The sequence below is a fragment of the Streptomyces sp. PH10-H1 genome (genome assembly GCF_030063355.1).
Classification (GTDB): domain Bacteria; phylum Actinomycetota; class Actinomycetes; order Streptomycetales; family Streptomycetaceae; genus Actinacidiphila.
This window is the reverse complement of sequence record NZ_JASISZ010000021.1, coordinates 1-21,822: the sequence shown is the minus strand read 5'-3', so window position 1 is coordinate 21,822 and position 21,822 is coordinate 1. Positions and strand designations below refer to the sequence as shown.

The 21,822-nt window shown below is 69.6% G+C and carries 19 protein-coding genes, 1 pseudogene and 1 CRISPR repeat array; of the genes and pseudogenes, 11 read left to right on the top strand and 9 right to left on the bottom strand.

The window, feature by feature from the left end:
• Positions 1-14 precede the first annotated feature (14 nt).
• Positions 15-797, top strand: coding sequence for a glutamate racemase (locus QMK24_RS15330; protein ID WP_283466432.1), 783 nt, complete (start codon positions 15-17; stop codon positions 795-797).
• Positions 798-842: 45 nt separating this feature from the next.
• Positions 843-1,385: a hypothetical protein gene (locus QMK24_RS15325; protein ID WP_283466431.1), complete on the top strand. Its 543-nt coding sequence runs from the start codon at positions 843-845 to the stop codon at positions 1,383-1,385.
• 156 nt (positions 1,386-1,541) lie between these two features.
• On the opposite strand, the gene QMK24_RS15320 is transcribed toward QMK24_RS15325, so the two are convergent.
• Complete coding sequence (locus tag QMK24_RS15320; RefSeq protein WP_283466430.1) at positions 1,542-2,558, bottom strand: O-antigen ligase family protein; 1,017 nt, start codon at positions 2,556-2,558, stop codon at positions 1,542-1,544.
• 220 nt (positions 2,559-2,778) lie between these two features.
• On the opposite strand from QMK24_RS15320, the gene QMK24_RS15315 reads away from it, so the two are divergent.
• The 3 genes from QMK24_RS15315 (at position 2,779) to QMK24_RS15305 (ending at position 6,148) form a co-directional block, all read left to right on the top strand.
• Positions 2,779-3,273 (top strand): NUDIX hydrolase, encoded by a 495-nt coding sequence (locus QMK24_RS15315; RefSeq protein ID WP_283466429.1) that lies wholly within the window; start codon positions 2,779-2,781, stop codon positions 3,271-3,273.
• A 125-nt stretch (positions 3,274-3,398) separates the two neighbouring features.
• Positions 3,399-4,187 carry a 3-hydroxybutyrate dehydrogenase gene (locus QMK24_RS15310; RefSeq protein WP_283466427.1) on the top strand — a complete coding sequence of 263 codons (789 nt, stop codon included), beginning with the start codon at positions 3,399-3,401 and terminating at the stop codon, positions 4,185-4,187.
• A gap of 44 nt (positions 4,188-4,231) precedes the next feature.
• Entirely contained in the window at positions 4,232-6,148 is a 1,917-nt protein-coding gene (locus QMK24_RS15305; RefSeq protein ID WP_283466423.1) for a helix-turn-helix domain-containing protein, read from the top strand.
• A gap of 71 nt (positions 6,149-6,219) precedes the next feature.
• Here the strand turns inward: QMK24_RS15305 and QMK24_RS15300 are convergent, their stop codons facing one another.
• Entirely contained in the window at positions 6,220-7,605 is a 1,386-nt protein-coding gene (locus QMK24_RS15300; RefSeq protein WP_283466422.1) for an MFS transporter, read from the bottom strand.
• A 1,535-nt stretch (positions 7,606-9,140) separates the two neighbouring features.
• Positions 9,141-9,483: direct repeats of the CRISPR family, unit length 30 nt; unit sequence ACTGCTCCCCGCACCCGCGGGGATGGACCC.
• Positions 9,484-9,883: 400 nt separating this feature from the next.
• On the opposite strand from QMK24_RS15300, the gene QMK24_RS15295 reads away from it, so the two are divergent.
• Positions 9,884-10,033 (top strand): hypothetical protein, encoded by a 150-nt coding sequence (locus QMK24_RS15295; RefSeq protein ID WP_164299605.1) that lies wholly within the window; start codon positions 9,884-9,886, stop codon positions 10,031-10,033.
• Between the two features lie 212 nt (positions 10,034-10,245).
• On the opposite strand, the pseudogene QMK24_RS15290 reads toward QMK24_RS15295, so the two are convergent.
• The 4 genes and pseudogenes from QMK24_RS15290 to QMK24_RS15275 all read right to left on the bottom strand — a co-directional run.
• Positions 10,246-10,649: pseudogene (locus QMK24_RS15290) on the bottom strand (MFS transporter); the annotation flags it as partial.
• Positions 10,650-10,735: 86 nt separating this feature from the next.
• Positions 10,736-11,038 carry a hypothetical protein gene (locus QMK24_RS15285; protein WP_269285755.1) on the bottom strand — a complete coding sequence of 101 codons (303 nt, stop codon included), beginning with the start codon at positions 11,036-11,038 and terminating at the stop codon, positions 10,736-10,738.
• 173 nt (positions 11,039-11,211) lie between these two features.
• Entirely contained in the window at positions 11,212-12,777 is a 1,566-nt protein-coding gene (locus QMK24_RS15280; RefSeq protein WP_283466420.1) for a DEAD/DEAH box helicase, read from the bottom strand.
• Between the two features lie 371 nt (positions 12,778-13,148).
• The gene (locus QMK24_RS15275; protein WP_145801666.1) at positions 13,149-13,352 is read right to left on the bottom strand and encodes a cold-shock protein; all 204 of its coding nucleotides are present in this window, start codon (positions 13,350-13,352) and stop codon (positions 13,149-13,151) included.
• Between the two features lie 287 nt (positions 13,353-13,639).
• Between QMK24_RS15275 and QMK24_RS15270 the strand changes: the two genes are divergently transcribed.
• Together QMK24_RS15270 and QMK24_RS15265 are read left to right on the top strand one after the other, a co-directional pair.
• A complete protein-coding gene (locus QMK24_RS15270; protein ID WP_269289625.1) occupies positions 13,640-13,957 on the top strand; it encodes an SCO5918 family protein in 318 nt (105 codons plus the stop codon).
• 386 nt (positions 13,958-14,343) lie between these two features.
• Positions 14,344-15,048: a hypothetical protein gene (locus QMK24_RS15265; RefSeq protein WP_283466417.1), complete on the top strand. Its 705-nt coding sequence runs from the start codon at positions 14,344-14,346 to the stop codon at positions 15,046-15,048.
• Here QMK24_RS15265 and QMK24_RS15260 read toward each other — a convergent pair.
• Positions 15,029-15,481: a hypothetical protein gene (locus QMK24_RS15260; protein WP_283466415.1), complete on the bottom strand. Its 453-nt coding sequence runs from the start codon at positions 15,479-15,481 to the stop codon at positions 15,029-15,031. The genes QMK24_RS15265 and QMK24_RS15260 overlap by 20 nt on opposite strands.
• A 1,006-nt stretch (positions 15,482-16,487) precedes the next feature.
• Between QMK24_RS15260 and QMK24_RS15255 the strand changes: the two genes are divergently transcribed.
• On the top strand, positions 16,488-16,808 hold the full coding sequence (locus QMK24_RS15255; RefSeq protein ID WP_269289618.1) for a MerR family transcriptional regulator: 321 nt from the start codon (positions 16,488-16,490) through the stop codon (positions 16,806-16,808).
• A 385-nt stretch (positions 16,809-17,193) separates the two neighbouring features.
• On the opposite strand, the gene QMK24_RS15250 is transcribed toward QMK24_RS15255, so the two are convergent.
• Positions 17,194-17,586 carry a hypothetical protein gene (locus QMK24_RS15250; RefSeq protein WP_269289616.1) on the bottom strand — a complete coding sequence of 131 codons (393 nt, stop codon included), beginning with the start codon at positions 17,584-17,586 and terminating at the stop codon, positions 17,194-17,196.
• Positions 17,587-18,453: 867 nt separating this feature from the next.
• Between QMK24_RS15250 and QMK24_RS15245 the strand changes: the two genes are divergently transcribed.
• Positions 18,454-18,789 (top strand): MerR family transcriptional regulator, encoded by a 336-nt coding sequence (locus tag QMK24_RS15245; protein ID WP_283466414.1) that lies wholly within the window; start codon positions 18,454-18,456, stop codon positions 18,787-18,789.
• 619 nt (positions 18,790-19,408) lie between these two features.
• The gene (locus QMK24_RS15240) at positions 19,409-19,612 is read left to right on the top strand and encodes a cold-shock protein (protein ID WP_269289610.1); all 204 of its coding nucleotides are present in this window, start codon (positions 19,409-19,411) and stop codon (positions 19,610-19,612) included.
• Positions 19,613-20,628: 1,016 nt separating this feature from the next.
• Here QMK24_RS15240 and QMK24_RS15235 read toward each other — a convergent pair.
• A complete protein-coding gene (locus QMK24_RS15235) occupies positions 20,629-21,678 on the bottom strand; it encodes a hypothetical protein (protein ID WP_283466413.1) in 1,050 nt (349 codons plus the stop codon).
• Positions 21,679-21,822: the final 144 nt, after the last annotated feature.

Below are 21,822 nucleotides of genomic sequence, written 5' to 3'. Positions count from 1 at the left end.
CATAAGGTGACCGGGTGAAGATCGCGCTCGTGGACTCCGGAATCGGCCTCCTGGCGGCGGCCGCCGCACTGCGCCGGCTGCGGCCCGACGCCGATCTCGTGCTGTCCTCGGATCCCGACGGGATGCCCTGGGGTCCGCGTACGCCCGAGGAGGTCACGGCGCGCGCGTTGGCGTGCGCGCGAGCGGCGGCGGCGACACGCCCCGACGCGCTGATCGTGGCGTGCAATACGGCGTCCGTGCACGCGCTGGCCGCGCTGCGGACGGAGCTGGAGCCCGCCGTGCCGGTGATCGGCACGGTGCCCGCCATCAAACCCGCTTCCGCGGCCGGCGGGGCGGTGGCCATCTGGGCCACGCCCGCGACGACCGGCAGTGCCTATCAGCGCGGGCTCATCGGGGAATTCGGCAACGGCGCGGTAGTGACGGAGGTGCCGTGCCCCGGCCTGGCGGACGCCGTGCAGCACGCCGACGACGCGGCGATCAACGCGGCCATCGCCGCCGCGGCGGCCCGTACACCGCGTGATGTGCGCGCCGTGGTGCTGGGCTGTACCCACTACGAGCTGGTGACGGACCGTATCCGCGCCGCCGTCCAGCAGGCCGGGGCACCGGCAGTCACCCTGCACGGCTCCGCCGAGGCGGTCGCCGCCCAGGCGCTGCGCCGGATCGGCTCGCGTCCCGAACCCGCCGCCGGGCCGTCCGGGGAACTCACCGTGATCCTCAGCGGCCGGCTGTCCGCACTCCCCGCGACCGCTCTGGCCTACGCCGAAGGCGCGGCGCTCGGGGCGGCGGCTTCCGCCTGAGCCCGTGCGGTGCCGACCCGCCGGTAGCTGAGTAGGCTGCGCAGCATGACGGATGCTCCTCAGGGAGACGTAGCCGCGCCCCAGGTCTGGACGGGGCGGGCCAGCAATCGCATGCAGTGGCTGCCCGCCGCCGCCGGAGCCGCCTGCATGGCGCTGGGTATCGAGCTGGCCGTGGACGGCCCGTACGCCTCAGGCCTCGCGCCCCTGGTCATGTCGGTGGTGGGCTGCGTGGCGGTCGGGCTGCTCGTGCTGTTCGGCACGGTCGCGTTCACCCACGTGCGGGTCACGGTGGACCGTGAAGGGCTCGATGTGCGCTGTGGCCACATCGGTGTGCCCCGCCGCCACATCCCCATGGATCAGGTCAGCTCCGCGGCTCTCGAGCCGCTCGTCAGCCCGCGCACCTGGGGCGGCTGGGGCTACCGCTGGCGGCCCGAGATGGGCACCGCCGTCGTCGTACGCCGCGGTCCCGGTGTGGTGCTCGTCCTGGGCACCGGCCATGTGTTCACCGTGACGGTGGACGACGCCGAGGGCGCCGTACAGGCGATCCGGCAGTGGGTGGGCCTGCGCTCGCGGTCGGCCGGCGGGTGACCGTATTGGATCGCCGGGCCCGGCAGCCGGTTCGTCCTCCATCGCCGGACGGGGGAAATCAGCCCGTCCAGGGGGCACCTCCCAGCGGTAGGCGGGGGGGCTTGAGGACGCGCGGTCGAAGGACGCGTAACCCGGTGGACCTTGCCGGTCACGGCACTACTCGGGCAGCGGGCGGGCGGCGGCGAGGCCGGCGAGGATGCCGGCGGCGGCGGTGACCACGGCGTAGCTGAGCACATGGTCGACGGCGGCGAGCATGGCGAGGCCGGTCAGCGCGGCCCCCGCGCTGAGGACGACGGGGGTGGCGCGCGGCGAGCGCCACAGCGTGCACAGCACCCACGCGAACGCCGCGGCGAGGAGGGCGACGCCGGGCAGCCCCTGCTCCGCGGCCACCTGGAAGGCGGCGGACTGCGGCGTCGGCGGCCCTTCGACGGAGGTCAGCGCGCTGGACCTCGCCACGCGGAACCGGTCGGGGCCGACCCCCCGCACCGGATGGTCCCGGGCCATCCCTACGGCGTCGTGCCACAACGCGACCCGGGGCGCGGTCAGCTGCCCGGTGAGCGAGGCGGACAGCCCGGGCGGCAACGCGTCGGCCGCCACCGCGTACGTCCCGCCGACCGCGATGGCGGCCGCCAGTGCGAACCCCACCAGAGCCAGCAGCCGCCGCCGCATGCGCGCGGCGGCCAGCGAGCACAGCATCACGCCGACGGACGCGGCGAATCCGGCCGTCGATCCGATGGCCAGCGCCAGCCCGCCGGCCCCGGCCCCGAGCAGGCGCAGTGCCAGGCGCAGCGGCGGAGCGGTCGCGCTCCAGGCAGCGCAGCAGGCGGCTCCGGTGGCCAGCACCAGCAGCGCGGCGTCGGCGTTCGGGTAACCCAGCGGCGGGGTCGTGCCGTCACCGGACAGCCGCCCGGGCATCACCAGAGTGGCGCCGACGATCGCGAGTGCCACGCCCGCCGGGGCCGCGACGGGCAGCAGGGCCCCCGCGATCCGTCCCGTCGCGTATCCGGCGGTCACCGCGAGCAGCGCCAGCAGCAGACCCTCCGGGCGGGCGGGGCGGCCCGCCGCCGCTATCAGCGACCAGGTGGCGCAGCCGACGAGCACGGCGATGCCGAGAGCATCGGTCCTGCTGCCGCGCGCATGTTCCTCCGCGCCGTCCCGTCCGTCCGCCTGCATGGCTCCTGACGCCCCGCCGGTCGCCGTTTCCATCCCCCGGTACCCCCTGACGCCACCCGGACGCGACGGGGTACCGTCGCCGTCCCGTCCCCGCGGGCGCTGTCTCGGGCCACCGTAACGGCTGAGACGGTGTGTTGTGGATATGTCATGCAGGAACGATGCACCACTTGGGAGCCGTGGTGCTGATGTTGCGTTCAACGGGCTCTCGTAGGCTCGGGGGATGCCGATTCCCGAGTTCATCCGCGATATCCGCGCCAAGGCGGGCAACACTCTGCTGTTCATGCCCGGCGTTGTCATGGTGGTCTTCGACGACAGCGGCAGAGTGCTGCTGAACCGCCGGTCGGACACCGGCAACTGGGCGCTGATCGCCGGAATCCCCGAGCCGGGGGAGCAGCCGGCCGAGGCTGCCGTGCGGGAGATCTCCGAGGAGACCGCGGTGATCGCCGTCGTGGAGCGGATCCTCAGCGTCTTCACCAACCGGGAGATCGAGTACGCCAACGGGCACCGCGCCCAGTACATGGACGTCGTGATGCTGTGCCGCGCCGTCGGCGGCACGGCGAAGGTCAATGACGACGAATCCCTCGACGTCGGCTGGTTCGCCCTCGACGCGCTGCCCGAGCTGGCGCCGCTGCACCATGAGCGCATCGCGCTCGCCCTCAAGGACGAACCGGCCTGGTTCGTGCCGGCCCCGGCCCCTGAACTCCGCGGTTCCTGAACTCGTAACCCCGGGGTTCCTGAGGTCCCCGCTTCGCGCTCATGGCGCCGCACCACACCCGGCAGCGCCGAAGTGTGGGCGCGGCCGCCATCGGTCAGGGGCCGATCGCTGCTTAGCCTGCGAGCATGACGCTGACCTCGCCTTCCGCCGCTGACCTCGGCGGTCGCACCGCACTCGTCACCGGGGCCGCCGGGGGCATCGGCCGGGCCTGCGCGCTGCGGCTGGCCGCCGCCGGAGCCAAGGTGCGGGCGGTGGACCGGGACGCCGAAGGGCTCGCCGCCCTGTACGACGAGGCCGCGGGGGCGGGACGGCCGGGCACCGTGGAGACCCTGGTGCTGGACCTGACCGACCTCGACGCCGCCGAGCAGGCCGCGGCGGGCACCGACATCCTCGTCAACAACGCCGGACTGCAGCTCGTCCGCCCCATCGAGGACTTCCCGCCCGAGGTCTTCTCCACCGTCCTGCGCGTGATGCTGGAGGCCCCCTTCCGGCTGATCCGCGGGGCGCTGCCGCACATGTACGGGCAGGGCTGGGGCCGCATCGTCAACGTCTCCTCCGTGCACGGGCTGCGGGCCTCCCCATACAAGTCCGCGTACGTCTCCGCCAAGCACGGGCTCGAAGGGCTGTCCAAGACCGCCGCCCTGGAAGGCGCGCGGCACGGCGTCACCTCCAACTGCCTCTGCCCCGGCTACGTCCGCACCCCGCTCGTCGAACGGCAGATTGCCGACCAGGCCGCCGCGCACGGCATCGGCCCCGAGCGCGTCGTGACCGAGATCCTGCTGGCGGACTCGGCCGTCAAGCGTCTGGTGGAGCCGGAGGAGATCGCGGAACTGGCCGTCTATCTCTGCACGGAGCAGGCTTCCTTCATCACCGGAGCCTCGCTCACCATGGACGGCGGATGGACCGCCCACTGAGCGCCGCTGGCGCCGGGACCGGGCATGCCGGTAAGCCTGTCCCCATGAACGGCGATCACGAGGCCCGGGACGAACCATCCGAGGCTCCCTACCTGCGGCTCCTGGCACGCGGCGCGCCCGCCGAGGAGTACGAGCGCCCGGCGCTGCGCGCCCGTGCCGACGGCGCGCCGGCCACCCGGCTCGCGGAACTCGAAAACGCCAAGCAGCTCGCGCTGCGGGTCCGGGACGAGCTGGAGGGGCGGCGGCGCCGCGAGGCGGAGCTGTCGGCGCTCTTCGCGACCGCCAACGACCTGGCGGGGCTGCGCGACCTGGACGCCGTACTGCAGGCCATCGTGCAGCGCGCCCGCTCCCTGCTGGGCACCGATGTCGCCTACCTCACCCTCAACGACCCCCGGGCCGGTGACACCTACATGCGCGTCACCGAGGGGTCGGTCTCCGCCCGCTTCCAGAGCCTGCGGCTCGCGATGGGCGCGGGGCTCGGCGGACTCGTCGCCCAGACCGCCATGCCGTACGTCACCGAGAGCTATTTCGACGACGAGCGCTTCCGGCACACCCACACCATCGACTCCGGGGTGCGCGACGAGGGGCTGGTCGCGATCCTCGGCGTGCCGCTCGCGCTGGGCAGCGGCGTCATCGGCGTGCTGTTCGCCGCCGACCGGCGGATCAGGGTCTTCGAACGCGAACAGATCGCGCTGCTCGCCTCCCTCGCCTCCCTCGCGGCCGTCGCCATCGACACCGCCAACCTGCTGGAGGAGACCCGCTCCGCGCTCGACGAACTCGGCGCCGCCAACGACACCATCCGCAGCCACAGCGCGGTCCTGGAACGGGCCTCCGACGTCCACGACCGGCTCACCGAGCTGGTGCTGCGCGGCGGCGGGGTCGACGATGTCGCCGCCGTCGTCGCCGAAGTGCTCTCCGGAACGGTCCAGGTCACCGGAACCGGCGCCGGTACGGGCAGCGAGCCGGTGCCCGCCACGCTCGCGGCCGCCGTCGCCCGCTCCCGGGCCGACGGCCACGCGGTGCGTGACGGCGACAGCTGGACCGCGGCCGTCACCGCCAGCGGCGAACTCCTCGGCGCGCTCGTCCTGCACGGCCACCCCGGCCTCGACCCCGTCGACCAGCGCACCCTGGAACGCGCCGCGATGGTCACCGCGCTGCTGCTCCTCGCCAGGCGCACCGCCGGCGAGGCCGAGCAGCGCTTCCGCGGCGAGCTGCTGGACGACCTGCTGGACGCCCCCCACCGCGACCCCCGGCTGCTGCGCGAACGGGCCGGCCGGCTCCGTGCCGACCTGGACGTACCGCATGTGGTCCTCGCCGCCCGGCTGGCGGCGGGCGCCACCGCCGACCGCCAGCGGCTGTGGTCCGCCGCCTCGCACCTCGCCGCCACCCGGCACGGCCTCGCGGCCGCCCGCGACGGCGGCACCGTACTGCTGCTGCCCCTGGCCGATGGCGCCGACGCGTCCGCGACCGCCCGCCGGCTCGCCAAGCAGCTCGGCGCGGCCGTCCACGCCGAGGTCACCGTCGGCGCGTCCACCCGCGTCGAGGCCCCTGCCGCACAGCCCGAGGCGGTCGCCGCCGGCTACGCCGAGGCGCAGCGCTGCGTGGACGCGCTGCGGGTGCTCGGGCGTGGCGGTGAGGGAGCCGCCGCCGAGGACTTCGGCTTCCTCGGCCTGCTCCTGGCCGACTCCCGCGATGTCATGGGTTTCGTGCGGCGGACCATCGGCCCCGTCACCGACTACGACACCCGCCGCGGCACCGACCTGGTCCGCACGCTCGACGCCTACTTCGCCAGCGGCATGAGCCCGGCCCGCACCAAGGACGCGCTGCACGTCCACGTCAACACCGTCGCCCAGCGCCTGGAGCGCATCGCCCACCTCCTGGGCCCCGACTGGCAGAGTCCGGAACGCTCTCTCGAACTCCAACTCGCCCTGCGGCTGCACCGGTTGGGTGGCCTGGACTGAACCCGATGCGGGGGCCCCGCCACGGTGGCGGGACCCCCGGCTACGGATTCCGGCGCGCGGTCAGTGCGGGGTCAGTGCGGGGCAGTGGCGGCAGCCGCGGCGGGTGCCGGGTCGGCGGCCCGCCCCGGCAGCGGTCCCTCCGCGGTGAGATCGCGTCCCCGGGTCTCCTTGGCGACCGCCACGGCGACCAGCGTGACGACCGCGGCGAGGACCACGTACAGGGAGATCGGCGTGGAACTCCCGTAGTCCTTGAGCAGCGCGGTCGCGATGAGCGGCGCGGGGGCGCCGGCCGCCACCGAGGCGAACTGCGCGCCGATCGAGGCCCCGGAGTACCGCATCCGGGTTGAGAACATCTCCGAGAAGAAGGCTGCCTGCGGTGCGTACATCGCCCCGTGGAAGATCAGTCCGACGGTGATCGCCAGCACCAGCGAACCGAAGTCCTTGCGGTCGATCAGCGCGAAGAACGGGAACGCCCACAACCCGACCCCCGCCGCGCCGAGCAGATACACGGGCTTGCGGCCGACCCGGTCCGACAGCGCGCCCCAGGCCGGGATGACCGCGAAGTGCACGGCGGAGCCGATGAGTACGGCGTTGAGCGCGGTCTGCTTGCCCAGCGCCGCGTGGGTGGTCGCGTAGACCAGCACGAACGCCGTGATCACGTAGTAGCTGATGTTCTCGGCCATCCTGGCGCCCATCGCGACCAGTACATCGCGCCAGTGGTCCCGGAACACCGCCACCAGCGGCATCCGCTCCACCACGTCCTTCGACGCGCGCGCCTCGGCCTTCGCCAGCGCGGCCTTGAACACCGGCGACTCGTCGACCGACAGCCGGACCCACAGCCCCACCATCACCAGCACGCCCGACAGCAGGAACGGTATCCGCCACCCCCACGCCAGGAACGCGGAATCCGACATGAGCGCGGTCAGCGCCGACAGCACCCCCGTCGCCAGCAACTGCCCGGCCGGCGCCCCCGTCTGCGGCCACGACGCCCAGAACCCGCGCCGCTTGGCGTCCCCGTGCTCCGACACCAGCAGCACCGCTCCGCCCCACTCGCCCCCGAGCGCGAATCCCTGCACCAGCCGCAGCGCGGTGAGCAGCACCGGCGCGGCCGAGCCGACTGTGGAATGCGTCGGCAGCAACCCGATGCAGAACGTGGCACCCCCCATCATCAGCAGACTGATGACCAGCAGCTTCTTCCGCCCGAGCCGGTCACCGAAGTGCCCGAACACCAACGCCCCGACCGGCCGCGCGGCAAAGCCGATCGCGTAGGTCAGGAACGACAACAACGTGCCGACCAGCGGATCCGAGCCGGGGAAGAACAGCTTGTTGAACACCAGGGCGGCGGCGGACCCGTAGAGGAAGAAGTCGTACCACTCGATGGTGGTGCCGATCAGGCTCGCGGCGACGATGCGCCGCAGGGACGAAGGTGTGGGCAGAGCGGATGCCGAGGCAGCCATGGTCACCACTTCCGGGCAGGGACGGGGACGATTCGATGTCGCCACACCGTAGGAAGCCGCAGGTCAGGCGCACATGTGGTGGGACACCACACTTTCGGGGCCGGGTGTCCGCGCGGCAGCCATGCGCGGCATCGGATGCCAGGCCGGCGCCTTCCGGTGGCGTCAGACGCCCTGCTGCGGAGACGAGGCTTTTGGCACAATTTGACGGCGCGGTGCTGACTCCCGTGCTGGTTCGGTGCTGACTAAAATCCCCTGTCAGCACCCCTGATCACCTCTCCCGTGCTGGTTTGGTGCTGACTACGGAGCGTTGAAACCGGCGGGCCGGTCAGAGTGGACGCTGCAGCGGGGCACAGTCGACTCTTCGCTGCGCCCCCGGTTTTGGTCCGGATCTCGGTCCGCTGACGGTTTGTGTTCCGCGGGCTGCGGGGCCCTTCCGGCGCTCGGCATGCCCAGCCGCATCGATGGGAAGTCGACGTTGTTCTCTGCGTGCCTTGCGAGTGCAGGTCTTGGGCGGGTGCTGGCTCGCCGCCGCATCGCCTCATCAGGGTGCTATGGGGCATCTCGACATCTTTCCGCTCACCCACCACGTGGAGTGCGTCGCGATCCTGGAGCCCATCGCGAAGGCCGTCTGACCTGCGGGTTTGGATGGTGTGCGTTATGTGGTGTGTGCGTTACGGGCGATATCTTGACGCTGAAATGACGCTCTACGAGCCATCGTGACGCTCATTTGACGCTCGTTCTGATGGGTCATTAGATGCGTTGCCTCGCTGGTCAGGCGCCTCCTGGCTGAGCGGAAATGGCAGGATGCCGGGAATTTCGTGGGTGCAGAGCGGCCCCACTCGGTCACCCGCGCAGAGTAGCGGTAGGTTCTTCGTCTGCTGGCGATGCACGGCTTCCACCGCTTCTGAGCTGCAGAGACAGAGGGAAATGCTAGGCAAAAACCCGTGTGGGGCCGTCCTTGATCCGGATCTTGCCCTTCGGCGCTGACAGGGGTACCGGTCTCACATGGCACAGGTTGTAGGGGCCGTCCAGAGGCGTCCACTGGGTACAAGGAAGTGGCGTAGTGCCAGGTCGGGGTCTTGTGGTCCAGGGGCGTCGGTGTTGTTGGTGAGACGTCTGTGAGAGGTGAGGGCCCCGCCGGTTGCATCTGGCGGGGCTCCGCCGTCAGGCGTGGGGGGCTGCAGTGGGGGTGGTGCTGGCGGGTTCTGTGTCTGGCGGCAGGTTGTGCTCCGGGGTGATTGACGCGGTTTGGTGATGCCCCGGCTCGCCCATCCCGCTTCTGCTGTGGGGCGGGCGGTGACGACACTGCGTGGTATCCGGCGGGGGTACCTTCTGCGGAGATCGGGAAGGGCGGATCGTCCCAAACGGGGCGTTCAGTGACCGCCGAATTCAAAAAGGCGCAGGGGTCCATAATGTCCGATTCGATGGAAGTGCTCGAAATCCGAGTTCCTGAGGCTGACTTCGCAGGTCACCAGCCTGCTCCCCGCTCGCGCGGGATGGACCCGTCATAGAGACGACGGGCCTGGGCCGGCCACCCTGCTCCCCGCTCGCGCGGGGATGGACCCAACCACGTGACGTCTGGGTTCGTGCCGCTCCACTGCTCCACTGCTCCCCGCACCCGCGGGGATGGACCCTGGATCCTGGACGATCTCCTGGACGAGGCGAACTGCTCCCCGCACCCGCGGGGATGGACCCGTGGCCTGCCCCGACATGCTGTGGGACGCGCCCTGCTCCCCGCATCCGCGGGGATGGACCCGTCATCCAGGGCGGCGCGATGGTCATGCTCCGCTGCTCCCCGCACCCGCGGGGATGGACCCACGGACTGTTGACCTGTTCTAGGTCAGGCGTACTGCTCCCCGCACCTGCGGGGATGGACCCCCGCCGATGGACCTGGCCGAGCAGGTCGCCGACTGCTCCCCGCATCCGCGGGATGGACCCTGCTTCGCAGGCGCATACGTAGTGGGCGTCGGCTGCTCCTCGCACCCCCGGGGATGGACCCCCTGGCGACAAACCAAGAAGCCCGCGCCACGCATGCTCCCCGCCCGCGCGGGGATGGATCCCAGCCCAAGCCCGTGGGGAGCCGGTCCTCGCCCTGCTCCCCGCCCGCGCGGGGATGGACCCGCAGCTTCGGGAGACCCGACGCGAAATCGTCCGGTGCATCAAGCGCCACGCTGCCCGGGAGGTGTTCCATCTGGTCAGGGCCATACAGTCGTGACCCCCGCCATAGGGGCTGTGTGAGAGCGAGTGAGAGGTGAGGAGCCCCCGCCGGATGATGTCGATGGGGGTTCTGCGTGTGGTGTGGCTTCGGGTTTCCGTCGCGCTGGTCCGTTTCGACGAGGCGGGAATGCTCGACTGCTCACGGCCCCTGGGTCTGCTCGCCACCCTCATAGGCAAGGATCCGCACCACACCCGCATACCCGCGTCATAGGGGCATCTTGTGAGACCGGGGGTCCCGCCGAAACACTCCGGCGGGGCGGCGGATTGGCCATGACTGCTTTGGCAGTGACTTGTGTGTGGGCATCTTGCGCCGATGGTCGACGCAAGGGCAGGAGTTCGACGAGTTCACGGGCAGCTCCGCCGCCTGCTCCCCACGTCCAGGGCTGTTCGACCGCGTTCGATGGGAGCCAGCAAGATGTCTGCTCATCCCTTGGTTCCGGAGCCGGAGGCGAGGACGGCGGCGCATGCTGAGGCGCATGCCAGGACGGCGAGTAGGCGCGGGTAGCCGCCCAGTGGTGCGGCGAGTGCCGCTCCGGCGAAAGGGGCGAGGGCGCCGGCGACCGTGACGGGGGCCGCGAGGGTGGCGGAGAGGCGTCCGTGGGCGGCGGTGCCCCAGCGGTCTGTTGCTGCGGTGGCCTGGAGGAGGGTGAGGTTGCCGCGGACCATGCCGGCGACGATGGCCAGGGCGATGAGGAGGGGGAGGGGGCCGGAGACGGCTGCAAGGAGGGCGGTGGTGGCGCCGCCCGTCGCGATGAGGACGACGGTGCGAGTGGTGGCCCCGGAGCGGCGGGCGAGTTGGCGTACAGGGTGCGGCCGAGTGTCTGGCCGAGGCACGCCGGGAAACAGGGTGGCGGCGCCGAGGGGTCGCGCTGCCGCCCTTACCTGCCGGATCTCGTTGGGGCCGGGAGCGGTCCTAGACCCGTTCGGCCGTCCGCTGCGGCGTCAGTTCGGCGCCTGGCGGGCGCAGGAACAGGCAGAGGGTGTGGGCGGGCTCGGCCGTCCCTCGGATCCAGCGGGTATCGACGACGGTGCAGGCGGGCCCGTCCCCCAGCCAGTCCGCGGCGGCTTGGAACAGGGCTGTGGGGTCCTGGCCCGCGAGGATCAGCGTCCCGTCGTCCTCCACGGTGACCCATAGGTCGACGTGCGAGTTCACGAACGCCCCCGCGCGCTCGCGCAGCTCTTCGACCAGCGTCGCAGTACCGGAATCAGTCGTCATCGTTCTACCTTCCGCGCACATGTATCAGTGACTGTTCGTGTGCCCCGCTTACCTTCCGTCACTCCCTGGAGTTCCTCGGGATCGCGTGAACGCCTAAGTCGGCCCAGGCGCCGAGAGCCGTCCCATCCCCGGGCATCGGGATGGGACGGCTCTCGGAAGGTCGGCCGAAGGTGTTACGCAGCGAGGGTCACGCGGGGCGCCGGGCGCTCGCCCGGGGCGGAGCGGCGGGCCTGGGCGAAGCGGCTGCGCCGGCCGCGGGTGGCGGAGGCGCTGCGCTTGGCGCGTTCCACGACCGGTGCGGCGATGACGCACGGGACGCCGCTGGGGGCCTGGGCGCCGGTGATCCGGGTCAGTTCGGCCTCGTCGGGGCGGACCTGCGCGGTCTGCGGGGTGATGCCGGCGTCCCGCATCAAGCGGATCATGTCGCGGCGCTGGTTGGGCAGCACCAGGGTGACGACACTGCCGGACTCACCGGCGCGCGCGGTGCGGCCGCCGCGGTGCAGGTAGTCCTTGTGGTCGCTCGGCGGGTCGATGTTGACGACCAGATCGAGGTTGTCGACGTGGATGCCGCGAGCGGCGACATTCGTGGCGACCAGCACGGTGACGTGTCCGGTCTTGAACTGCTCCAGGGTGCGGGTCCGCTGCGGCTGGGACTTGCCGCCGTGCAGTGCCGCGGCGCGCACTCCGCTGTTCAGCAGGTGGTCGGTGAGCTTGTCCACGGCGTGCTTGGTGTCGAGGAACATGATGACCCGGCCGTCACGGGCGGCGATCTGCGTCGTCACCGCGTTCTTGTCCCCGCCGTGCACGTGCAGCACGTGGTGCTCCATCGTGGTGACCGCGCCGGCCGACGGGTCGACGGAGTGCACGACCGGGTCGTGCAGGTAGCGGCGCACCAGAAGGTCGACGTTGCGGTCCAAGGTGGCGGAGAACAGCATGCGCTGCCCGTCCGGGCGCACCTGGTCCAGCAGGGCGGTGACCTGCGGCATGAAGCCCATGTCGGCCATCTGGTCGGCCTCGTCGAGGACCGTGATGCCGACCTGGTCTAGGCGGCAGGAGCCCCGGTCGATGAGGTCCTTGAGCCGGCCCGGCGTGGCGACGACGACTTCGGCGCCACCGCGCAGCAGGTGGATCTGCCGTCCGATGGACATGCCACCGACCACGGTGGCCATCCGCAGCCGCAGCGAGCGGGCGTACGGGGTCAACGCGTCGGTGACCTGCTGGGCGAGCTCACGGGTCGGGACCAGGACCAGAGCCAGCGGCTGCAGCGGTTCGGCGCGCTGACCGGCGGTCCTGGCAAGCAGCGCCAGACCGAAGGCGAGCGTCTTGCCGGAACCGGTACGGCCGCGGCCCAGCACGTTGCGTCCCGCCAGGGCGTTGGGCAGCGTCGCGCCCTGGATGGGGAACGGCACCGCCATGCCCTCGTGCGCCAGCGTCGCCAGCAGCGCGGCCGGCATGTCCAGCGCGGCGAAGCTCTCCACCGCGGGCAACGCCGGGGTGAGAGTGACCGGCAGGGCGAACTCGCCCTGAACGGACGGGCGTCGGCTGGAACCGCCGGACCGGCCCGATCCCGCGTCGCGACCGGAGCGACCGGAGCCACCGGAGCCCGCGTAACCGCCGGAACGACTCGGCGCACCAGAGCGACTCGGGGCCGAACGGCTGTAACCGCCAGCGCCGGAGGCACCACTGCGACTGGTCGAACTGGAACTGGAATATGAACGGTTGGAACGAACGGGGTTCAAGGAGAACCTTCCTGAACACGGGACGCTCAGGAGGCCACAGCAGCGAACACGCCGCGCGAAGGCATCGCAAGAACGAACCGAAAGAATGAGAAAGAACGAGGCGGGACCGAAGCGGCGCGGAAAACCGCGCGAACACACTTCGCCACGAGCGGCACTGCCAAAGATGCAGGCCGGGAGCGGGACCCGTACAGGGCGGGGCCGGGGCAGTGAGCAGAGCGCGGTCGTGGACCGCGGAGCCGCCTGCAGTGCGGCATGGGTACTGATGTCCGCAGCCGCCCCGCCCCGCGATGAGCGGAGCGAGGGGCCTGCGGGCGACGGTCAGGGCCCGCAACCTTGCGGAGCGGGCCCTGACCGTATGACGCGCGTCAGCGTCAGGCGGGAACGATGTTCTCCGCCTGCGGGCCCTTCTGGCCCTGCGTGACGTCGAAGGAGACCTTCTGGCCTTCCTGCAGCTCGCGGAAGCCCTGGGCGGCGATGTTCGAGTAGTGGGCGAAGACGTCAGCGCCGCCGCCGTCCTGCTCGATGAAGCCGAAGCCCTTTTCCGCGTTGAACCACTTCACGATGCCAGTAGCCATGTGTGTCTCCTTAAGACAGGGGGCAGAACCGAAAACCGCACTGTGCGGAGTCCGCGTCGCCGCGATGAGCCCATCCGGAGATGACCGGCCAAACAAAAAATGCACCCGCGGGTCACGCCCGTCGAGTGCACACAAAGTTCATGGGTACCACAACTGCAACTGGCAACAACTTAGCACGAACACCGGCCCTCGTGCCGGATTTCCCATCGGCGGGTTGATCTTCCCGCCGTAGGTCCGGGTGTGGGAGTCTGAGAAATCCGACCGCCCCCTCCCTTTGTTGAGGTCCTATGCGTTGCATCATCGCCGGCTTCCCGTTCGACCTGGTCAAGGCCGAAGTGCAGGACAGGATGCGGGGCGTCAAGCCCGAACCGGTCACCGGAGAGTGCGTGATCATCAGTCGCCGCACCTACCCCGTGAAACAGGTCGGCCAGGTCCTCACCCGACAGGACCGGCGTGACTTCACCGCCGAGCAGATCACTCGGGCCATGACCCGACTCGGCTTCACCTGCCGCCCCACACCCCACGTTGCTGCTGTGACTGCCGCCGCTGTTCTCGGCCCACTCCAGGCCGCGGCAGCGATGCTGGGTACACCCGCCTACGGCTGACCGGCCCACCGCACTCCATGTGACCTCAGCAGCCGTGGCCCCACCCAATTCATGACCGGCCCTGGGCCACGTGGCCATCACCTTCCGTGATGCCGCCGCACCGTGGCCTGCTACCCGACCACCCGACTTCACCGAGCGTCTGCCAAAAGGTAGCTCCGGACCCACGTCAGCTGCCTGCCGACAGCCCGTCCGTCGTCTCCACACCCGTCCGACGATCCGGCAGGGCTGCGGAATCAGCCGGCAGGCCATGCGGGCGGGCGACCCGGCACGCCAGCGCCCGCCTAGCAGGCTCTGGTCGGGGAATCGAGGTGTCCTCCAGCGCGAACCTTGTGCGCCGGTAGGGGAGTTGGGAGTCTGTGGTGCTCCGGGGTGGAGCGGGAACTGCTGTGCGGATGGCGGTGGTCGTGGTGGAGCGGTGGTCGGGGTTACGCCGGGTCAGCCAGGCGGCGGCGGGCGATACCGCGGGGTTGCCAGGGCGTTTGTGTCACGCGTTGCGCGAGGCGCTGGAGGCGGACTGGGCGGTGATGTCCCTGCACAGTGATACGCTCGGCCGCCAGCTGCTCGCGGTGAGCGGCATACCGGCGCTGCGGCTGGAGGAGCTGGAGTTTCTGGTGGGGGAGGGGCCGTGCCACAGCGCCAGTCTCACCGGACACTCCACGATCATCGGAGACCTCCGCCACCAGGTCACCCCCTGGCCCTTCTTCGGAACGATCGCACGCGAGGTACTGCCACGCATCGGCGCGATCCACGCGTTCCCGCTGCGCTGGGCCGATGAGCGCTTCGGGTCGGCCGCCGTGCTCTACGCCCGGCCCCGCGCCACCGCCTGGGCGCAGACCCAACAGGCGGCTGCGGCCGTGGACACCGCGGCCGCGGCGCTCGTGGACAGTTACCGGACGGTGTTTCTCCGGGGGGCGGACCTGCCGTGGGAGCCGGCCGGCCTCCTGGACACCCATTGGGGCGCCACCCACCGGGCCGCGGGAGCCCTGGCACTGCGCCTGGGGATCCCCTTCGACGAAGCCCTCGCCCGCATGCGGGCCCTGGCCTTTCGCACCGGACACTCCCTGCGCGACATCACCACCCACCTGCCCTGACCACCGCACCCCACCGGTCGAGACTGTCACCCGGCATCGGGGGAGTGCAGGTGGTGCTCGCAGGACTGCGGGCGGTGCTGAGCCCGATGCTGCTCCCACTCCATGGCGCGTCGGATCTGTAGATCATCCAGCCCCGTGGCCGCGCATAGGGCTTCGGCAGCCAGTCCGTCGGGCTGCTGAGCCAGGGCACGCAGGATCTGCCCGGCCCCAACTCCTCATGGACGAAGGGCCGCTCGCGATACTCCCGCTGCAGCGCCACGAGGTGCTCGGGAGAGCAGGCGGCGATCAGGCGCCGCCCGTCACGTGCCCGGTGGCGGGGGTGGATCGCGGAGGAGTCCCGGACGACGCCCAGGTGGCACCCGTCGGTCAGCGGCCGGGCGCACGCATCGCAGATGTCCGTCTGCGGGACGGACGGTGACTGGTCGTCTCTCATGCGGTTCTCCTACCCCTTCCATGCCTCCCGTTGCCACCGGTGCCTGCCGAGCGGGAGACAGGATGCCTATCGGTTCGTGCCACAAAAATCTATCCCAGGTGAAGTAGACATTCGCTTCCGGGTGTGGGTAGTGTTCCTCTCGTAGCCAAGAAGGAAGCAGGGTGCGGTAGACACGAACTGCCGTGCAAAGTAGGTGGCACGGTGATGGAATTCGGCGGCCAGTGCAGTGCTGGTGGGTCGCAGGGTTGATTGCCGGGCCGGGTCGCCCCGGGAGGGGCAGCCGCGCAGGACCGCATTACTGCAAGTGCAGGTCTGACACGCAGTACCCGCAGTTCAGCAGGACCGCATCATGCAGTTTCAGCAGTATCGGATGCGGTTGCAGTACCAGCAGTGCAGTACCCATTGGTTCCTCGGTGAAGGCGTCGGCTGCGGGCGCGCGCGCCGGGAGGTTCGGCAGTGGGGTTCTAAGCCAGAGCAGACGCAGGACAGGCGACGGGGCTGGCTGCCGAAAGTGTGGCGCTAGTGCAGGCCACCGAGCAGTACGTATCACCAGCGGTATGCAGCAGTGGAGTGTGAGCAGTTCCTCGGTGAAGGCGTCGGCTGCGGGCGCGCGCATCGGGAGGTTCGGCAGTGGGGTTCTAAGCCAGAGCGGTTGCAGGACGGGCGACGGGGCTGGCTGCCGGAGGGTGGTGCGGTGAAGGCCACCAGCAGTTCGCAGTACGGGTTGGGTAAGTGATTCATCTAGAGGGAGCGGAGGGGTTGAGCGCCATCAGGATCGCCCGGGCCGAACGCTTGAGTCCGGGTACCGCAGGACATCGATAGTGAGGTGGTCTCCGGTCACGCATCCGCGATCCCCGCGCCCCCGACCACGGTCGGTCGTGCGGACACAGTAGGCCGGCGCAGTACCAGGGCCGGCAGGTGGTGTTTTCCGTCCTTCGGGGCCCTGGCGCTGCAAGCGCCAGGGCCCCTCCACGCGTTCCCTTCGTCCGTTTCCCAGTGAGGTGAGATGACAGCAGAGGTCTCCTTCGGCCGTCTCGATGACGAGGACTACCCCGCCTACACCATCGGCCGCGCCGCCGAAATGATCGGCACCAACCCCGGTTTCCTGCGCGCGATCGGTGACGCCCGCCTGATCACCCCCCTGCGCTCCCAGGGCGGCCACCGCCGCTACTCCCGCTTCCAACTGCGCGTCGCCGCCCGGGTCCGTGAACTCGTCGACCAGGGCACCGCCATCGACACCGCCTGCCGCATCGTCGCCCTGCAGGACCAGCTCGAAGAAGCCCTCGCACGCAACGCCCAGCTCCGCACCCACCACCCCGCCGCCTGATCGCAGTAGCCGCGCGGCAGGCAACCTGCTCGCCGCCGCATCACATGCCCGGTGCGCAAGCAGGCCGCCGGTCATCCTCCACCCTCGACCCCTCGCGCCCTGAGGACTCAGTTCTGCCTCCTGCGGGCGGGGCTGCCCCGAGATGTGTGTACCGGGGGCGGTGCGGGCCGGCTGCGGCCGGGACGATCAGCGCAAAGGCACAGGAGGAGTCGCAGAAGTGTTGGCGCGGCCCGGCGGTCTCTGTGCTGCTCGCTCCCTTCCCGTGGCGGGCATCAGTCCACGCCACCAGCAGGAGCGTTGTCCGACACGCACCGGCGGCGCCGCCGGCAGACCCGAAAGGCCCGCTGACCCGCAGTCGCTGAGGCATCCGGACCAGTCGAGTCCTTCAGCCGACTTCGGGTGTTTGCGGATCCTGTTCGTACCGTCGCCGGTCGCGGTTCTTCCAGGCCAGAGCGCGCTGGACTTCCAGGAGGCTCAGGCCCGCGGCCGCCGACAGCGCATCCCTGCTGAGCACCTTGGGTTGAAGCGCCTGCGCGCGGTCGATCTGCCCGGCCCACAGTTCCTCGGGCACGTACGGGCGGGTGCGGTACTCCTGCTGCAGGGCGGCCAGGTGTTCGGGGGAGCAGGCGACGACCAGTCGCCGGCCGTCGCGCGCCGGGCTGCGGGCGTGGATCGCGGAGGAGTCCGGGACGACGCCCATCTGGCATCCGTCGGTGAGCCGTCGGGCGCACAGGTCGCAGATGTCCGTCTCCGGAACGGGCGAGCGGTCGGTTCGCATGCCGTTCTCCTGCCCCGTCTGTGCTCTGGCGCACTCTTTGGTCGTGGTGGACGGGAGCAGTATGCCTCCCTCCTGCCGACACGGAAATCTATCCTGGCTGCAGTAGACATTCCTGCCGGGGTGTGGGTAGTGTTCCTGTCGTAGCCAAGAAGACAGCAGGGCGCGGCAGACACGAACTGGCGCGCAGAGTGTGTGGCACGGTGATGGAATCCGGCGGCCGTTCAGTGCACGTGGCCGCAGGGTTGGTTGCCGGGCCAGGTGACCCACTGAGGGGTCGCCGTGCAGGACCGCAGTAGGTACAAACGCAGTACAGCAAGTGCAGTTCTGACAGCAGGACCAGCAGTACCAGCAGTACCAGCAGTACCAGCAGTGGATGAGTGGTCTCTTGGTGAAGGCGCCGGCTGCGGGCGCGCGCGCCAGGAGGTTCGGCAGTGGGGTTCTAAGCCAGAGCAGTTGCGGGACAGGCGACGGGGCTGGCTGTCGGACGGTGGTGCGGTGAAGGCCACCAGCAGTGGTGATCGCAGGACCGCAGTATCTGAAGTACCAGCAGGTCAGTAGTTCTCGTCGTTCAGGTACGAGCAGGAAAGGTTCGGAGCGACACCATCAGGATCGCCCGCACGGCAGGTGTGTGTGGGCACTCGCAAGGCCCCGGATTGGAAGGTGGTCCCCGGTCAAGCATTCAAGATCCCCGCATTCCGTGTTCCCCCGACGCGGCGATGCGAATACGGCAGGACCGGCACGCACAAGCCGGTAGATGTAGATGGTGTTTGATCCGCCCCATGGGGCCCCGGAAGCCAGGTACGGCTCCGGGGCCCCTCCACGCGTTCCCCCAGGAGGCCAGATGACCACCAGACACGAAGAGGCGTAATGACCGAACAACCCCCCGCCAGCCCGGCCGACCGGTTCGATGACGAGGACTACCCCGCCTACACCATGGGCCGGGCCGCCGAGATGATCGGCACCAACGCCGCGTTCCTGCGCGCGATCGGCGAAGCCCGCCTGATCACCCCCCTGCGGTCCGAGGGCGGCCACCGCCGCTACTCCCGCTACCAACTGCGCATCGCCGCCCGAGCCCGCGAACTCGTCGACCAGGGCACCGCCATCGAAACCGCCTGCCGCATCGTGGCGCTGGAAGACCAGCTCGAAGAAGCTCTGGCCCTCAACGAACAGCTGCGCAACCGCCCCAGCAACCCCACCGCCTGAGCACAGAACCCGAGATCGTGAACCGGCCGTGTGTGCAGGTGACGGCGGAGCGGGTGCCGGTGCAAGCGCGTGTGGGCCACCTTGCGCGTTCCTGACGCCCCGTAACGGCCGCTGTCAGCACTGATCGTTTTCGGTGCCCCTTCCGGTAGGCACTCAACCAAGTCGGGGCGCCCGTGGGGCCGGGTACGGGGTTGCCGAGGGCGCGCACCATCAAACGGTCTCCTGCGAACGGGGCACGCGAGGGGAGCCGGCGGGGGGAGGGGGCCAGCAGATAGCTCTGGCCGGCTGGGAGGGTCGAACGTAAGGCTGTTCCTGAAACATTCTGCTCCGGATGGATCAATATCTATGTCCGTGAGGGAAGGATTTAACGCGCCATATGGGGAGTCTTTTTACCGCAATGAACACAACGTAATTGTTTAACGTATGCGGGCTGCGGCGGCATGTTACTCTCGATCTCAGCTGCGGTTGTGATTCCCAAAATTCCAAGTGCCTTCGTCGGTAGGTCAAGCCGCTGGAAGCGCTTTTGCATTTCCGCTCATTTTTCGGGCAGGGCATTATCGCGGCGACCTGGTATCCGCGCATTGCGGATTCCGGCGTACTGCCCGAAGGAGATATGGCAATGGCGTCCGGCACCGTGAAATGGTTCAACGCAGCAAAGGGGTTCGGCTTCATCGAGCAGGACAGTGGCGGCGCTGACGTGTACGCCCACTTCTCGAACATCGCCGCCCAGGGCTTCCGTGAGCTGCTCGAGGGTCAGAGGGTCACCTTTGACATCGCGCCGGGCCGGAAGAGCCCGACGGCCGAGAACATCGTTCCCGCCTGACTCCCAAGCGCACGTCATAGCTGGGGCCCGCACCTCTCGGGGTTGCGAGCCTCGGCTACGGGCATTTCCCGCGTTGGGTCAGCTGTGGCACGAGCATCGTCCGCGGAGCTGCGGGTCCGGTCGGAGCTGTACCCGTCGAAGTGCTGGATTCCACGCCCGATTGACGTTGCCCGTCCCATCGCCGGGAAACGCATCAGATCGACTGCAGGTCAGATTCATTTTCGCATTCCATTCGGCCCGTTCTTGTGAGTCCCGGCGCTACTATTCTGCTGCGGGAATTGCTTGATGCGTGCTTTAGGGCTCGCAACGCGATCTTGCTGAGACGTATTGGTCGGGCGTGACCGACAGACGATTCCGCTGTTCGTGAGGTATGAGGAATCGGCCGTGGATCGGGGATGGCGAACTGTGGGCGCTGATCGAGCCGTTGCTGCCGCCCTGGCCGCAGAAGGCTCCCGGCCCGAAGCCGGTGGATGACCGGCTGTGCTGCGGGTCATCTTGTTCGTGCTCTGAGCGGCGTCAGCTGGCAACTGCTGCCGCTGGAGGTCGGGACGTGGTCGAGGGCTTCGCGGCGTACGGTTCCGATCACCCGCTCGCAGAGGGCTCCCGCTCCCGCCCTTGAAGGGACGTGAGATGTGGGTGCGGGAGAGGGTGGGTGAGATGACGTCTAAGCCCCTGCGATACCACTCTGACCAGCAAGAACGCAACCGGTCCTGATCTTGGGTTGTGCTCTCGGTACTACACGGTACAGGTTGTAGATCGCGTCTTGTGTGGTCCAGGCGGTCCAGGTGAAGCGCTTAAGCGCAGGTCAGGTCACTGTGGTCCAGGAGCGTCCGTGGTGTTGGTGATAGCCATGTGAGAGATGCGTACCCCCGTCGGCTGGTGCTGGCGGGGGTACTGCGTGTGGCGGCGGATCTTAATATGGGGCGCTCGATGCGATCTTGTCAGACTGCGGGGCGCCCACATCTCCTGTGCTCGGGGCATCGGTGAGGATGCTTCGGGTGCGTTCAGGGAGGGTCCTAACCGCGGATGGGGAGGACGCTCATGGCCATGACGGTGCCGTCGTCGTGGAAGGAAATCGGCCCGTTCCATCTGCCGGTTTCGTGGGTGTCGCGCGCGGTCGAGCGGCTCTGAAACGCGGCCTGGCGGTACTCCTCCACGCGGCCCTTCTTGATGAGTTCGTACAGGTTCTCGGCCATACCGGAGAATGCCTCGATCCGTACGGACCCCATACGGAAGACGTGGTCCGTGCCGACGAATTTCGTTCCGCCGACTTGGATGTCCGCGTCGTCAACGCTTGATGTGGCGGCGAAGGTGGGCACGTCGTAGTGCTGTCGTCCCTGGCGTGGGGTGAGGTATTGGGCGATTCGGGGACCTCCGCCGGCCAGAGCGGTCAGGTTGGCAGTGCCGGTACGGGTCAGGAGCTGGCCGAACCAGCCGAGGTCGCGTTCGGCTACTTGGAAGCCGTCGACAGTCCGCGCCCGCTTTCCGTCGTGGGCGGGTATGTGAATGGCGTTGGGGTAGGGGATGCCCGGCTTGTCTCTGATCTCCTCGTCAGCGTTTCCCGGGGCACGCGGTGTGCGGACGGGAAGACGGGCTTCGCCGGGCGCCTGCAGGGCATTGACCACGACTCCGCCCTGTCCCAGGAGTTCAGTGGACAGCATCAGGCAGGGCGTCGTGTTCCATGGGCCGATGTGCATGCCTTCGGTCAGCTCGGCGCCTTTTACCAGTTGCTGGACGGTGGTGCTGCGTGTCCGGCCGCCCCGCTTGCTCGGCTTTTGGTGGTTTCCCCGGCAGGCTACGAGCGTGACTTTCGACGGCTCGCCCGGTTTCCACGCTTCGATGAGGTAGTCGGGGCGGGGCCGTGAGCTCTTGTTCCGTTGTGAGACGTTCAGGGGCCAGCCGGCTCGCAGGACCGTACTGGTGTCCACGATCGAGATGACGTGGTCCGGGTAGCGCTTTTGCACAATGTGCTCTGCCACGGCTAGTCCGAAGCCAACGGCCAATTCCCGGGCCTGCATGGCCTTGTACCAGCGCTCGGGAGTGCGGCCCTTGTCGGTGAGATCCATGGCGCCGCCGCGATTGTGGGTCTTCGAATTTATCCGGGCAACGCCTGTCGTCGGCTGCGTCGAGTGGTTGCGCAGCGTGAGCGGAGGCGTTGGTTCTCTCGGTTGCGGAAGCCGAAGGCGTTGCGGGCTTCGAGCTTGATGAGG